The sequence below is a fragment of the Mesorhizobium sp. P2_C7 genome (genome assembly GCF_056404515.1).
In genome coordinates this window covers 147,038-160,791 of sequence record NZ_JBFUDW010000006.1, presented here as the reverse complement: position 1 = coordinate 160,791, position 13,754 = coordinate 147,038, and the positions used below count along the sequence as shown (strand labels likewise).

Below are 13,754 nucleotides of genomic sequence, written 5' to 3'. Positions count from 1 at the left end.
CGCCGGTATTTGCGATAACATGACTGGTGCTACATGGTCGCCGCACCAAGGAGGGTCCCAGAGCCGTGACCACACCGGTTCCATTGGCTAGCCCGATTTTGCCCGGCAGCCCAGGGAAGTCTGTTGCAGAGCGGCGTTATCTCACCATTCTGTTTTGCGACATGGTGGGGTCAACCGAATATGCCGACCGCCTGGATCCCGAGGACTTCCAACGCCTGATCGAGAGCTTTCTGCAGACCTGCAGCAGCGTCATCCGCCGCCGCAAGGGTGTGACGGCCAGCTATATCGGCGACGCCGTCCAGGCCTATTTCGGTTATCCAATTGCTGGCGAGGACGACAGCGAGTTCGCCGTGCTGGCGGCACTCGAGATCGTCGATGCGGTAGGCACCATCTCGGCAAGTCAGGGATATCCGTTGCAAGTGAGGGTGGGTATCGCGAGCGGCCAGGTCGTGGTGGGGGAGTTCGTCGGCGCGCCGAGCGGCGTGTCCACCGTCGCCTTCGGCCACGTCGCACATCTAGCGGCACGGCTGCAGGTCCTGACCAAGCCGAACACGATCCTTGTCGACGCGGCGACCTTCGAGGCAGCGAGCGGCGCGATTGATTTCATCACGTTCGGCAAACATGAGCTGAAGGGATTCGCCGAGCCAGTCCAGGTTTGGCAGGTACAACGGGCGCGCATGGTGCCGACCCGCTTTGCAAAGCGTGCGCGCATGACCAAGCTGTGCGGCCGCAATGCCGAATTGCGACTGCTGATGGAGCGCTGGGAGACCGTCGTGCGCGACAGGCGTGGCAATGCGGTGTTGGTCTCGGGGGAGTCGGGAATCGGTAAATCCCGGTTGCTCAACGAGATCCAGCAGCGCCTGCGCAGCTTTCCGCAGCTGACCATGCAATGTTCTCCGACCTTTGAGAACAGCACCCTTTATCCATTCCTCGCGGAGTTGCAGAGGATCGCAACGATCGAGGACGGTGACTCGACGGAAGAAAAGCTGCGAAAGCTCAGCAACGGATTGTCGATAGGTTCTGTGTCCAGCGACGTCGCGCTGGCAATCTTCTCAAGCCTGCTCGGCTTACCGACGACTATGCCGGACAGGCTTGAAGGGATAAGCGCCGAACGACAGCGCAACATTGCCGAGCAAGCGTTCATCGATTTGGTCAGTTATCTCGCGCGTGCTACCCCGATCCTGATCTTGTTCGAAGATGAACAATGGGCCGACGCGACCTCGCGCGACCTTCTCCACAAGATCGTCGCCAGCCTGGCTTCGACTCCTGCGCTGTTGCTTGTGTCGAGCAGGAACCACTCAAGCGTTCCGTGGGTCGACGGGCCGGACGTGCATCACATCAGTCTTGAAGCGCTCGGCCGCGAGGATGCCGAAGCGATTGTCCATGACATCAGTCCGAATGCGCTCGCTGCTGACGTTTCGGTGGTGCTCGACCGCAGTGAAGGCGTCCCTCTCTATATCGAAGAGCTTACGCGGAGCGTGGTCGAAACAGGATTGCGGCTGGACGTATCGCAGCCGAAACGTCTGTCACCTACGACCAACATTCCGAACTCCCTGCAGTTCTCGCTGCTTGCCCGCCTCGACAGGCTGGGGCCCGCCAAGGAAATTGCGCAGATCGCAGCGGCGATCGGCCGCGAATTCGATTTCGACATATTGCGCGAGATCTGCGATTGGCCCGAAGCGGAGTTGCGCGCCGCAGTTGGCGACCTGGTGCGCACGGGGCTGATCGTCGCCGAACGGGGGACAGCCGGCGCGGGCTTTTCGTTCACCCACGTGCTCCTGCAGCAGGCCGCCAGAGGCACGATGCTGCACGAGCGCGCGCAGCAGATTCACCGATTGATTGCCGAATGTATCGAACTGCGCGACCACAACGCGGCTTTTGCCTATCCCGAAGTGCTCGCTGAGCATTTCGCAGACGCAGGTCTGTTCGACCGCGCCGCTGACTACTGGCTGCTGGCAGGGCTGAAGGCGGCCAAGACTTGGGCAAAAGTCGACGCGGTGCGTACCTTCAGGAAGGGGCTTGAAGCCGCGAAACTCTTGCCCGAATCCGACGATCGTAGCCGCAGGCTGCTTCGCTTCGAGCTGGAGCTGGGCGACGTGCTCTACGCTGCGCTAGGCTACGTGACGGGCGAGGGTAGTGCCGCATATCAGAGGGCCATAGAACTGAGCGGGAAGCTTGGCGAGCCGGAATCGACGATCAGGGCGCTCGACGGGCTTTTCGGCACCCATTTCAACTCAGGTCAGTTCGGTAAGGCCCTCGCGGCCAGTGATGAGTTAATTCGGGTCGGGGAGGAGGGCGGTTACCTAAACGCGCTCGTCATAGGTCTGCAGTTCAAGGGGATGAGTCTGTTCTCTCAGGGCGAGTTGGTGGCGGCCCGGCAATATCTTGAGCGCGCTCTCAGCCACAAGGACAGCGCAGACAAGGTCGGCAGCGACTTTCCGAGCATGGCCATGATCTACCTTTCCTGGACCTTGCATATTCTGGGATATCGCAGCCAAGCGCTGAAACTCTACCTCGAGGCGGAGGCGACCGTTCGGCAGCAGTCCGCCTATCGTCTGGCCGCCTGCCTGGGAAACGGGTGCGTGTTGTTCGCCTTCCGCGAGGAGAGCAGTTCGATCGCTCGACTGGCGGATGAACTCCTGCCGCTGGCGCAGGAAAACGGTTTCAATCTCTGGGCAAGGGTGGCGCGCTTTTTTGGCGGCCTGGCTGCGTCGAGCCTCGATGACAGTCTGGTGGGTAGCCACATGATGGCATTGACCGAGAGTGATCTTGAAGATGAGGAGGTCGACAAATCGTGTTATTTAGGCTTACTGGCCAAAGCTTTCATGAACTCCGGGCAATTCAGTATAGCGGCAGTGACCGTTGAGAAAGGTCTGCGTGAAGCCGAAAAGATTGGCGAACATTACTTTACAGCCGCCTTGCTTCGCATTCGCGGTGAGATCGAACTTGCAAATGGAGCAGGCGACAGAGCGGCGGAGGCTTCTTTCCGCGAGGCGATTGCCTTTGCCAGGCAGCAGAACGCCAGGAGTTGGGAGTTGCAGGCGACCAACAGTCTGGCGAAGCTGTTGCGGTCACAGGGTCGGTTCGAAGAGGCCCGTGCGGAATTGCGGGAGGTCAACGATTGGTTCACCGCAGAAGACGTGGAGTAATCAGCAGTGCATCACGTCTGTGCCGGCAAATCTCGACGAGCGGCTTCTTTTCGTCGCGAAAATTGTAATCATGGGTCGAGAGCGGAACGCCGCGCTCGACAGCATGCAACGGGTCGCGATTGAGAAATGCGCGCTTGAACTAAATCCGCAGGCAAACGCACCGGTGACGCCACCGCCGTCTCGGCGGCGCCGATGTGCCCGCCGTCGGCAGGATCGGCGGCAGGAATGGTCGGCTATTTGATCTAATTTCTTTGCAAGCCGTTAATGCGGCCATGCTGTTAATCAGCATTTGCTAATGAATTATTCAAAGCTAAGGCAAGCAATGACCAAGAATCTCGGCAATGCACGCCACACCCCGGCGAAGGCCCAGCAGGTTTCCCTTCTTGGCAAGGTCGCGCCGACGCTGTTTCCGCTGGTCGCGGCGGCGCTGGGCTACATGATCGGCAGGCAGTTCTTCGGCATCTAGCGGGCTTGCCGCTGCCCGGCTTGGCGCCCTCGAACGCCTCAGCGAACTGACCAGAACAGCGCGCGGACCGGCATTTGTTCTGCAGCCGCCGGTCGCCAGAGTTCGACGTCAGACGTGGACGTCGCCGAAGGAAAGTTCGCCGTCGTCGCCGGCCGCGAAAAAGACGATAGCAAGCAGCCAGGCATAGAATGCCGCCACGACGACCACGATCACCACACCGGGAATGGGGCCAAGGGCGGCGCTTTCGACGGCCTCACGAAGCGAACCGACAAACCCGGTCTTGAGGCCCACCGTCTGAAGGCTGGGGGTCGATATCTTGACCACCCAGGCCAACAGCAGGATCAGGAACAGGTAGATGTAGTTTCGCCGCAAGCGGCGCGCCAGTGCAGCGCGCTGCGACAGCAAGAACTTCGGCGCGCGCAGGCCTTCGCCTACGATGAGCAGCCAATCAGAGGCAAAGTCGGGCTGCGGGGAGAAGATCTGCGCGAAATAATGACGCTCGAACTGCCGCACGCGAGCCCGGTAGAAGTCGAAGAACCGATAGCGGCGCGCCTCGATCCACAGCAAAAGCAGGATCAGCAGCATGGCGAACAGCAGCACGCCGTGGTGCGCACTGGCCGTGGACAGCGATACCGAAAGCAGCGCCGCCACCACCGTGATCGCCCAGTTCGTCGTCCGGTCGAGCCGGTCGCGCCATCCCGCCATGCGGGCGATCTCGGCGCGGTGAAAATGCGACAGCGTATTCACGCGCTCCGTCGATGAAAGGACGAGGCCCGTGGGTTTTGCCGACGCATCGTTCATGACATCCTCCGGCAAGGACTAGAACACTTTGCCGGCAACATTGTTCCCAGGCGCTCATTTTGGCCCGCCGATTCAGTCGACCAGAAGGACAACGAGCCAGGCCGACCCATCGCGCGCTGTTCGCGACGCGCTGATCGAAGGGGCTTGAGGTGCCGATGCAGCTGGTGTCGGTAGTGTTGACCGCAATTTGGGAAAACGACGCCAAAATGATTGAGATGCAAATATTTCCTTCAGGCCTACATCAATAAGACGGCACAATTTTTAGGAAATATTTAGGAAATGTTGTCGAGGTGGCCGCGTACCGCAGGTCAGGCGGTAAAATGGTTCCTTGTTGGATTCATCCGGGACGGCAATGATTCATGGCTTGACACTGGGTCAAGATGAAGAGCTATGTTGGATCACACTCAAAAGTTCGCACGGGGGAATCTGTACATGGATTTCATCGAGAGGTGGTTAGTTATTTCACCTGACGGCGGCGACGGATCGACCGAAGCTCTCTACATACTTGCCGTTATCGCAATATTGGCGCTCGTCTTTCACAAGCGCATCGTACAGTTCGCGCGCGGTTTCTTCGCGCGGAAATAGCCAGCGTACCATTCAAGTTCCGCTTTATTCGTCTGACCAGAGTTACAAGCGGCACCAGTCGTCCAACCAGTCCAAAGCGCTGTTGCCGCGCGAATCCCGTCGTTAATCAGGCGTTGCCCTGCGTTAGCTTCAGAAAGGGAGTCGATGCGTGGAATAGCGGCGATCCTGCGAGCACTGTTCTCCGCTTGGATTCCGGCGCTGATCGAGATGGCTCACCGCTTCTGTCGCCGGTGGCGGCTGGGGGGTGACCGTCGGGTCGACCAGAAGGGGTCCCGGGCACATTGCGTGCCGATCGACCATCCTGCATTCTGCCGGCCCGATCCGCTGATCTACGATCAGTACTATCTGATCGGCCTTGGCCTCGCGGTGACCTGGGACAATCCCGATATCGAGGTGCGCCAGGGTGGGGTGCCCGTTCCTGCCGGCAAGTTGCAGGCTGACACCGACTACGAGGTGCGCGTCCGCGTCTGGAACGCCTCCAACGATGCCGTCGTCGTCAAGATGCCGGTTCATCTGTCCTATCTGTCGTTCGGCATCGGCACCGTGTCGAACCCGATAGACACCCGGCCTGTCTCGGTGGGGGTGATCGGATCCGCCGGCCAGCCCGGGTTCGTCTCCTTCGACTGGCATACGCCTCGGGAAGCAGGTCACTATTGCCTGCAGGCCTTGCTCGACCCGGCCGACGATGCCAACTTCGCCAACAATCTCGGACAGAAAAACACCGACATCGGGCTGGCGCAGTCGCCGGCGACATTTCAATTCGAGCTGCGCAACGCCACCCGCCGGCCGCACCGGTATCGCTTCACCGTCGACGCCTACACCATTCCGCCGCTCAACCCCTGTCGTGACGACCGGCAACCGACCGAGGAGTCTGTCAAGGCCGAGCAAAAGCGCCGGCTGGCGGCACATTTGCCGGCGGTTCATCCGCTGCCGCCTGGCTGGAAAGTCGAGATTTCGCCTGACCAGCCGTCGCTGGCGCCGAGCGAACAGGTGACGATCACAGCGGTCGCAACCCCGCCGAACGGCTGGACCGGCCGGCAAGCCCTCAATTTGAATGCGTTCGACGAGGGTGAGCACGCCAGTGGCGGCGTCACCTTGACCGTCCTCAGCAGCCTGGAGCCGTGATGGCCACCGACGACAAATCCTGGACCACGTGCACGACCGCGGACAAGGTGATCTCGGTCAACCAGTACATCAGCGCGGCAATCACCAGCGGCATATTCGCGGCCGTCATGGCTGTGGTGCTGATCGCGATGGGCGAACCGTGGTGCTTGCCGATTGCGCTTGTGGTGACCGGGATTGTCTGGATTCTCGCCTATTGCGACTGGTGGCTCAACAACCGGCTGGTTTGTCTCGGCGACAAGAGCCCGGTCAGCGTCGTCGGGATGGTCATCAGCATCGAGCCGCCGTCGGAGAAGACATGGCCCGGAAGCCTGGACTCCGACTACAGCCTAAACCTGCTGCTGCCGAACAACCCAGTGGGCGTCAGCCAGGCCGTTGCCGGCGCCAGCGTTCCGTTCGGCTATCTGATGGCTGAAACCGCCACCACCTCCTCGCACGGCTTGCTATTCACCGGGAATCCGGCCGAGGACAAGGCGACCGGGGTAAAATCAGAGGCACTGCATGTGGAGTTCGAGGGCGCGTCGATCCACGACCTGCAGACCGTCAACATCCTCGCCCTGATCGCAGCCCTGACGGCGCTGGCACTCTGCATGTCGGGCGTCGGCGTGGTCGTTGCCTACATCCTGGCGCTTCTAGCCTTGCTTGCCGCGCTGCTCGGCGCGGCCTTCAGCAGTTCGGACACGGCCAGCCCGAGCGATGCCGGCCTGCCCAGCATCGAGGTCAACAAGGGCGATGGAACCGGAGCGACAATCCTGGGTGTGACCGGCCGATGGGTCTATGACGCCGGACATATCCACGACAGCTTTCATGAAGGCCACAACGAACTGCATCCGGTCCAGCAGGCCCAGATCCTGGGAGGGCCGTGGGACGGTGACTGGCCCCCCGATATCGACGGGATCATTCGCGGCTACCAGGATGGCTACGCGCAATCCCAGGATCCGCTCACCAAGGAGCAGCAGGCGCGGCCCGGCTCCAAATGGTCGGTGCATCCCTATGTCGACGGCTGCAACGACCGGCCGGATCATCCTCCGCACTAGGTCGTTGCAGGCGACGACGCCGAGGAGCTTCGGGGTGCGGTCCCGAGCTTGTGCATGCACGCATATAGGCAGGGCGGTCGCGTCCGGCGCGTTGGGGCAGTCGATACTTGCGAATCCTTTCAAGCGGTTGTGCGCGCCGGTTCAGATTTTGAGTCCGCGCCTTGAGAATCTCCTCGCCCTTGGGCAACATGGCGGCCATGCCTGAGATGCGAGAATGAACAAGCCGATTTCTGCCGCATCGCCGCGCAAGGCGACGATGACGCTGACCGAGGCGCTCGTTGCCCGCACGATGCGTGCGGTCGAAGATGCCGGGCCGACGCCGGGCATGGTCTACATGACCGACGCCGACTATGCGCGCATCCGCGATGAGGTGCTGGCCGGCGCGCCGCCTGGACCCGTAAAACTGTTCGCCTATGGCTCGCTGCTGTGGAAGCCGGTCGGCGAGGTGAGCGGCGGCGAGCGTGCGGTTGCGACCGGCTGGCATCGTTCGTTCTGTTTTACGGTCAAGCGCTTCCGGGGCACGGTCGAGCAGCCAGGTCTGATGATGGCGCTCGACCGCGGCGGCCAGTGCCAGGGCATGGTTTTTGAGATCGCCGAGCCGGTGGCAGCCAACCTGGAAGCGCTGCTGCGCCGCGAGATGACCGTCCTGCCGGCTGTCAACGTGCCGCGCTGGCTGCAGGTCAGGACAGAAGGCGGCATGAGCCGCGCGCTCGGTTTCGTCGTCGATCCGGCCAATCCGCGCTATGCCGGCAAACTCGACAAGCAGGCGATCGCGGCAACCCTGGCCAGGGCCGTCGGCCACTGGGGTTCGGGTGCGGAATATCTGTTTGAGACGATCCGCCATCTCGAAGCCTGCGGCATCCGCGACCGCAATCTGTGGCAGTTGCAGGAACTGGTGGCCGAGGAGATCGGTCGCACCGACGCCGGCTAAGGCACAAAGGCCAGCCATTTTCAACGCCGCCAAATAATATTCAACCAAACGGTTGACAATCAAAAGCAGCGCTCGCATATTCAACCACATGATTGAATTACTTACATACGAGATGGATCAGGTCTTTCACGCCCTTGGCGACGCGACGCGCCGGCAGATGCTGCGCGAACTCGCCGGTGGCGGGCGCACGGTAAGCCAGCTGGCCGAACCGTTCGCGATGTCGCTGGCGGCTGCTTCCAAGCACATCAAGGTGCTGGAAAATGCCGGGCTGATCCGTCGCGAAGTGCTCGGCCGCACGCATATCTGCCACCTCGAGGCTGGTCCGCTGGCCAGTGCGCATGAGTGGCTTGGAGCCTACTCACGCTTCTGGACGGGGCGGCTCGACATATTGGAACGATTGCTGCGCGAAGACGACGCGCGCAAATCCTCCACACAGAAGAAGGGAGACGAGACATGACCGATCGACATGCCGAGAATGGCTATGGCGTGCTGACCGAGCCGGCCACGTTGACGATCGAACGGCTGCTGCCCGGCCCGGCCGAGCGCATCTGGGGCTACATCACCGACCCAGAACTGCGCCGCCAATGGCTGGCCGCCGGTCCGATGGGAAGCGAGGCCGGCTCGCCCTTCGAACTCACCTGGCGCAACGACGAACTGACCGAGCCGGCCGGCGAGCGCCCGCCAGGATTTCCGGCTGTGCACACCATGCCGGGTGAGATCACCGAGATCGATCCGCCGCACCGGCTCGGCATCACCTGGGGCAGCACCGGCGGCGTCACTTTCGCACTGACCCCGCAAGGGAAGGATGTGCTGCTTACCATCGTCCATCGCCGCCTGGGTGACCGCTCGCTGATGCTCAACATCGCCCCCGGCTGGCACATGCATCTCGACATTCTCGCCGCGAGGCTGCGCGGAGAACAGCCGGAGCCGTTCTGGGACGGCTGGGCGAGATTGAGGCTGGACTACGACCGACGCCTGCCGGCCTGAACAGGAAAAACACGAAACCCGTGGAAAGGAGACGATAGCGCCGGACACTTCGAGACTTGCCTGACCGATGCTTGACGAGCGGGCGATTGCCCGCATGACGACCGCTGCCCCGCAGCGGCATTTCCCAACATTTCCCGAAATTTTCGAACCGCCGGCCCGCGGGCCGCACAACCGCGCCTTTGTGCGCCAAGGAGAATGCCATGCGTAAATTGATCGCCGCCATGAAGATTTCCGTCGACGGCAAGGCGGAGGGACCGACCGGCATCGCCGACTGGGTGCATGCCTGGTCGGAGGATTATGGGCTGACGGATCAGGTCGATGCCTGCCTGCTTGGTGGCCGTATGTATCCTGGCTACGAGCAGTACTGGACCGCGATCCAGAACGCGCCCAACGAGCCGCTGCCGATGACCGGCAAGCCAGCGGCGCGGGAAGAGCTGCCCTGGGCACGCTTTGCCGCCAAAACGCCGCACTATGTGCTGTCGAACACGCTGAATTCAGCCAACTGGCCGATGACGCGTTTTCTCAGGTCCAACGACGATGTCGCGGCACTGAAGCGCCAGCCCGGCAAGGACATTTACTTGATGGGCGGCTCGACCATCGTCGACAGCCTTACCGAGGCCGGGCTGGTCGATGAGCTGCGCCTCGTCCTCTATCCGCTGATTGCCGGCGAGGGCAAGGTGCTGTTTTCGACGACGGCTCAGCGGCGCGACCTGGAACTGACCAAGGTCGAGCAATTGCCGGGCGGGCGGCTGAGCCTGGTCTACAAGGTCGGCTGAGCGCTCAGAACCCGTTTGGAGACTCCGCAGGCTGTCTCACCCGTCCCTGAGCCAGACCAGCATTTCGCCGGGCTCGCGGTTGTCCCAGGCGAAATAAGGAATGGCGGTCAGGCGGGTTTGGGTGATGGCCGGCGGCGCGGGCCGGTAGAGCCCGCTTTGCCAGCCGTCGCCGGCATCGGCTTGCGCGGTGGCCGACAGCGTCACCACGCCGCCGAGAAGCTCCGGCCGCTGCTGCGCTTCGACGCTTGCCGTCCTCGGTAGCGTCAGGCGATGCAGCTGGCTGTCATTGTCGGTCGCCTCGACGCAGTAGATCAGTGGACCGCGCGACAACGCGACACGGCCGGCATCCTGCCGCACCTGCGGGTTGGCGTAGAGCCGCTCGATCGGCATTTCGAGACCGAGAAGGACGCGGTCGCCCCTTTTCCATGTGCGCCGGATTGCGGCATAGCCGTCGCTGGTGACATCCTCCAGGCCGACCGGGTCGCCGTTCACCGTCAGTTCGGCTCCGGTGCTCCAGGCCGGGATGCGCAGGTGGAGCGTGAACTCCACCGGTGCCTGCGGTTCGAGCGTGACCTCGACGGCGCCGCGCCAGGGATAACGGCTCGCCTGCGTCAGGCTCACCGGGGTGCCCGATATGTCGAAACGGGCGGTAGAGTCGCCATAGAGATGCACGGCAACAGCATCGTCGGCCAGGCTGTAGAAATAGCTGCCGATCGAGGCGACCATGCGCCCGATATTGGGCGGGCAGCAGGGGCAACGGTGCCATTTCCAGCGGTTGTGCTTGCCCCGGCTTTCGAGTGGATTCTCGTAGAAGAACAGCGAGCCGTCGAGCGACAGGCCCGAGATCGAGCCATTGTAGAGGGCGCGCTCCATGATGTCGGCGTAGCGGGCGTTCGGCCCCATGCCGAGCATGCGGCTGGCCCAGAACACCAGCCCGACCGCGGCGCAGGTCTCGGCATAGGCGCTCTCGTTGGGCAGGTCGTAATCGCTGGTGAAACCCTCATTGTCCGCCGACGGCCCCAGTCCGCCGGTGATGTAGAGGCTCTTGGTGGTGACATCGTCCCACAGCCGGTCGAGAGCCGTCCGCAGCGTGTCGTCGCCATATTCGGTGGCGATGTCGGCCATGCCCGAATAGAGGTACATTGCCCTGACCGCATGGCCGACGACCTTGTCCTGCTCGCGCACCGGAATGTGCGACTGGTTATACTCATAGGTCTTGAAGTGGAAATCCTTCGGATCGGCACCGCGGGCGCGCGCCTCCTCGTCGAAGTAATGTGGCTGCTGGCCGCGCTGGTCGATGAAGTATTTCGCCAGCTCCATGTATTTCTGCTCGCCGGTCACCCTCGCCAGCTTGACGAGCGCCAACTCGATCTCCTCGTGGCCGCAATAGCCGTGTTTCTGGCCGGATCGCGGTCCCAGCACCGTGGCGATATGGTCGGCGAAACGGCACATCACATCGAGCAGTTTGCGTTTTCCCGTGGCCTGGTAGTAGGCGACGGCGCCTTCGATCAGGTGGCCGGCGCAATAGAGTTCATGGCAGTCGCGCAGATTGGTCCAGCGCTGGCCAGGCTGGATGCGCTGATACCAGCTCGAGAGGTAGCCGTCCGGCTGCTGCAGCTTCTCATACATGTCGATGACGGCATCGATCTTCTTCTCCAGCTCGGGGTTCTTGCGCCGGTAGAGCGAATAGGCTGCGGTCTCGATGGTTTTGCCCCAGTCGGAATCCCAGAACATCTGCGTCGTCACCGTGCTGGCGGTGAAGCCGTCGCTGACATGGAAGGGGATGACGACACCGGGCGAGGGCCGGTCCGGGTCGATCTGCTCCAGCATTCGGGCCTCGACACAGCGGTCGTAAAGGATGCCGGCGGTGGCGCTGGCGACGGCGTCGGCGCGGTCGCCCCAGAAACCCTGCACGTCGACCTGCGGCACCGGCAGCGGCCGGAAGGCGAGCTTGGGTTTGCCCGTCTTGCCCGCTCCGACGGTTTGGGTGGATGGCGATGCGGTCATGAACTTACTCCATTCGGTCGAATTACTTGACGGCTCCGGCCATCAGGCCGCGGATGTAGAAGCGCTGCAGAACCAGGAACAGGATGAGGCACGGCACCATCATCACGGTGACGCCCGCCTGCACCGCGCCCCAGTCGATGGCGCCGAAACGGCCCGACTGAAGTGCTGTCATCATCACCGGCAGCGTGAATTTGGACTGGTCGGTCATGAGCACCAGCGCGGCGAGGAACTCGTTCCAGGCGCCGAGGAAGGCAAACAGCGCGATGGTGACGACACCCGGCCAGACCAGCGGCAGCATCACCTTCACAAGCATGGTGAGATTGCCGGCGCCGTCCATGCGGGCGGCTTCCTCGATCTCGCGCGGCACCGCGTCGAAGGCGTTGCGCATCATGAAGATCGAGAACGGCAGCTGCAGCGTCACATAGACGCCGACCAGGCCGGTCAGCGTGTTGTGCAGGCCAAGCTTGGTCAGCACCAGGAAGATCGGCGTCAGGATCGACTGGAACGGGATCATGATCGTCGACAGGATGAGGACGAAGAACAGGTCCTTGAACGGGAACCGGAACCGCGAAAAGCCATAGCCGGCCAGCACGCTGACGGCGACCGACAGCCCGACGGTCATCACCGAGACATAGATGCTGTTCTGCGCCGAGATCCAGAGTCCGTCACCGAAGCTGTTGAGCGTGACATAGTTCTCCAGCGAGATGCCCGACGTCGGCCAGGGCGGCAGCGGCGGCAGGCGCGCTTCCTGCGCTGGCTTGAAGGCCGACAGCACCGCCCACACGATCGGCGCCGCAAACAGCACCGAGGCGATGATGCCGGTCGAATGCTCGGCGATGCGGGCAGCGAGCTTGCGGTTGCGGGAGGCCGCCTGCGCCATCAGTCGAGACCCTCCGGCTTGCGCAGCAGCCACAGCTGGACGAGGCTGAGCGCCACCAGGATGACCAGCAGGACCATGGACAGCGCGGCGCCATAGCCGAGCTTGAACGACACGAAGGACTGGTTGAAGATCCAGTAGACTGCCGTCAGCGTCTGGTTGCGCGGGCCGCCGCGCAGGATGATGTAGAACTGGTCGAAGGCGAGGATCGAGCCGGCGACCGACAGGATCAGCGCCAGCGCCAGCGTGCGGCGCATCAGCGGCAGCGTGATCGCCCTGAACCGGGCGAACGGCCCGGCGCCGTCGATGACCGCCGCCTCCTGCAGATCCTGCGGGATCGATTGCAGGCCGGCCATCAGGATGATCATGGTGAAGCCGGCGACCTTCCAGACGACCATGGCGATGATCGACCAGAAGGCAGGCTGGAAAGTGGCCAGCAGGTTGAACTTCTTGTCGATCAGGCCGAGATCATAGGCGGCCGGGCTGAACAGGCCGGAATCGACGTTCAAGAGCCATGACCAGAGCAGGCTGGCCGAAGCAAAGCCGACGACCGCCGGCATGAAGAACATTGTGCGATAGAGATTGGTCAGCGGACGCGGCCGTTCGACGAACAGCGCCAGCGGAAACGCCACCGCGAAGATCGCGATGGTGACGACCAGTGTGTACCAGCCAGTGAAGCGCAGTGCATTCCAGAACCTGGTGTCGTGCAGGATCGCGACATAGTTGCCGAGGCCGATATAGCTCCGCTCGCCCATCAGCGGCCAGTTGTGCAGCGACATCCACGCCGTCATGCCAAGCGGGATGAGGAAGAAAACGACCACCAGCGCGACGGCCGGCGCGACATAGAGCAGGCCGATCCACTGCCGGCGGCCGGCGCCGGTGAGCTTTCGGGCGCTTGGTGGGGCAGGGGTTTCTGCTGTGATGGAGGTCATGCTTGCTCTTCCGTTGCATCCGGCGCACCGCCCTACCTCCCCCTTATGGGAGGTCGGACCGCAGATCCGGGTGGGGGTCGGCGC

The 13,754-nt window shown here is 62.6% G+C and carries 13 protein-coding genes; 9 read left to right on the top strand and 4 right to left on the bottom strand.

The genetic code is table 11. The features are described 5' to 3' along the window. The first annotated feature begins 65 nt into the window (after positions 1-65). Entirely contained in the window at positions 66-3,149 is a 3,084-nt protein-coding gene (locus tag AC1D2G_RS14740) for an ATP-binding protein (protein ID WP_477414828.1), read from the top strand. 322 nt (positions 3,150-3,471) lie between these two features. Then, positions 3,472-3,615 (top strand): hypothetical protein, encoded by a 144-nt coding sequence (locus AC1D2G_RS14735; protein WP_095091124.1) that lies wholly within the window; start codon positions 3,472-3,474, stop codon positions 3,613-3,615. Positions 3,616-3,723: 108 nt separating this feature from the next. Here the strand turns inward: AC1D2G_RS14735 and AC1D2G_RS14730 are convergent, their stop codons facing one another. Continuing rightward, positions 3,724-4,416 (bottom strand): DUF2270 domain-containing protein, encoded by a 693-nt coding sequence (locus AC1D2G_RS14730; RefSeq protein ID WP_477301325.1) that lies wholly within the window; start codon positions 4,414-4,416, stop codon positions 3,724-3,726. A 432-nt stretch (positions 4,417-4,848) separates the two neighbouring features. Here AC1D2G_RS14730 and AC1D2G_RS14725 point away from each other — a divergent pair, with 432 nt between their 5' ends. The 7 genes from AC1D2G_RS14725 to AC1D2G_RS14695 all read left to right on the top strand — a co-directional run bounded on the left by AC1D2G_RS14725 (position 4,849) and on the right by AC1D2G_RS14695 (position 9,854). After that, positions 4,849-5,001, top strand: a complete 153-nt coding sequence (locus AC1D2G_RS14725; RefSeq protein ID WP_477414826.1) for a hypothetical protein — start codon at positions 4,849-4,851, stop codon at positions 4,999-5,001. 144 nt (positions 5,002-5,145) lie between these two features. Beyond that, positions 5,146-6,126, top strand: a complete 981-nt coding sequence (locus AC1D2G_RS14720) for a hypothetical protein (protein WP_477414824.1) — start codon at positions 5,146-5,148, stop codon at positions 6,124-6,126. Beyond that, positions 6,126-7,160, top strand: coding sequence for a hypothetical protein (locus AC1D2G_RS14715; RefSeq protein ID WP_457151669.1), 1,035 nt, complete (start codon positions 6,126-6,128; stop codon positions 7,158-7,160). The genes AC1D2G_RS14720 and AC1D2G_RS14715 overlap by 1 nt, the downstream gene beginning before the upstream one ends. 214 nt (positions 7,161-7,374) lie before the next feature. Further along, positions 7,375-8,091 (top strand): gamma-glutamylcyclotransferase, encoded by a 717-nt coding sequence (locus AC1D2G_RS14710; RefSeq protein ID WP_095091130.1) that lies wholly within the window; start codon positions 7,375-7,377, stop codon positions 8,089-8,091. A gap of 88 nt (positions 8,092-8,179) precedes the next feature. Then, positions 8,180-8,548 carry an ArsR/SmtB family transcription factor gene (locus AC1D2G_RS14705; protein ID WP_477414822.1) on the top strand — a complete coding sequence of 123 codons (369 nt, stop codon included), beginning with the start codon at positions 8,180-8,182 and terminating at the stop codon, positions 8,546-8,548. Continuing rightward, a complete protein-coding gene (locus AC1D2G_RS14700; protein WP_477226654.1) occupies positions 8,545-9,078 on the top strand; it encodes an SRPBCC family protein in 534 nt (177 codons plus the stop codon). Before AC1D2G_RS14705 ends, AC1D2G_RS14700 begins: the two co-directional genes overlap by 4 nt. A 200-nt stretch (positions 9,079-9,278) precedes the next feature. Beyond that, positions 9,279-9,854: a dihydrofolate reductase family protein gene (locus AC1D2G_RS14695; RefSeq protein WP_477414820.1), complete on the top strand. Its 576-nt coding sequence runs from the start codon at positions 9,279-9,281 to the stop codon at positions 9,852-9,854. 36 nt (positions 9,855-9,890) lie between these two features. On the opposite strand, the gene AC1D2G_RS14690 is transcribed toward AC1D2G_RS14695, so the two are convergent. The 3 genes from AC1D2G_RS14690 to AC1D2G_RS14680 are packed head-to-tail and all read right to left on the bottom strand — an operon-like array spanning position 9,891 to position 13,670. Then, complete coding sequence (locus AC1D2G_RS14690; protein ID WP_477414818.1) at positions 9,891-11,861, bottom strand: glycoside hydrolase family 127 protein; 1,971 nt, start codon at positions 11,859-11,861, stop codon at positions 9,891-9,893. 22 nt (positions 11,862-11,883) lie between these two features. Next, entirely contained in the window at positions 11,884-12,741 is an 858-nt protein-coding gene (locus AC1D2G_RS14685) for a carbohydrate ABC transporter permease (protein WP_477414816.1), read from the bottom strand. Continuing rightward, positions 12,741-13,670, bottom strand: coding sequence for a carbohydrate ABC transporter permease (locus AC1D2G_RS14680; RefSeq protein WP_477414814.1), 930 nt, complete (start codon positions 13,668-13,670; stop codon positions 12,741-12,743). Before AC1D2G_RS14680 ends, AC1D2G_RS14685 begins: the two co-directional genes overlap by 1 nt. Between the last annotated feature and the right edge of the window lie 84 nt (positions 13,671-13,754).

What these genes read in the sequence shown, in the direction of transcription:
- AC1D2G_RS14700 (WP_477226654.1), top strand. Translation starts at nt 8,545, where the DNA reads ATGACCGATCGACATGCCGAGAATGGCTATGGCGTGCTGACCGAGCCG.
- AC1D2G_RS14730 (WP_477301325.1), bottom strand. Translation starts at nt 4,416, where the DNA reads ATGAACGATGCGTCGGCAAAACCCACGGGCCTCGTCCTTTCATCGACG.
- AC1D2G_RS14690 (WP_477414818.1), bottom strand. Translation starts at nt 11,861, where the DNA reads ATGACCGCATCGCCATCCACCCAAACCGTCGGAGCGGGCAAGACGGGC.
- AC1D2G_RS14685 (WP_477414816.1), bottom strand. Translation starts at nt 12,741, where the DNA reads ATGGCGCAGGCGGCCTCCCGCAACCGCAAGCTCGCTGCCCGCATCGCC.
- AC1D2G_RS14680 (WP_477414814.1), bottom strand. Translation starts at nt 13,670, where the DNA reads ATGACCTCCATCACAGCAGAAACCCCTGCCCCACCAAGCGCCCGAAAG.
- AC1D2G_RS14725 (WP_477414826.1), top strand. Translation starts at nt 4,849, where the DNA reads ATGGATTTCATCGAGAGGTGGTTAGTTATTTCACCTGACGGCGGCGAC.
- AC1D2G_RS14735 (WP_095091124.1), top strand. Translation starts at nt 3,472, where the DNA reads ATGACCAAGAATCTCGGCAATGCACGCCACACCCCGGCGAAGGCCCAG.
- AC1D2G_RS14710 (WP_095091130.1), top strand. Translation starts at nt 7,375, where the DNA reads ATGAACAAGCCGATTTCTGCCGCATCGCCGCGCAAGGCGACGATGACG.
- AC1D2G_RS14695 (WP_477414820.1), top strand. Translation starts at nt 9,279, where the DNA reads ATGCGTAAATTGATCGCCGCCATGAAGATTTCCGTCGACGGCAAGGCG.
- AC1D2G_RS14715 (WP_457151669.1), top strand. Translation starts at nt 6,126, where the DNA reads ATGGCCACCGACGACAAATCCTGGACCACGTGCACGACCGCGGACAAG.
- AC1D2G_RS14705 (WP_477414822.1), top strand. Translation starts at nt 8,180, where the DNA reads ATGATTGAATTACTTACATACGAGATGGATCAGGTCTTTCACGCCCTT.
- AC1D2G_RS14720 (WP_477414824.1), top strand. Translation starts at nt 5,146, where the DNA reads ATGCGTGGAATAGCGGCGATCCTGCGAGCACTGTTCTCCGCTTGGATT.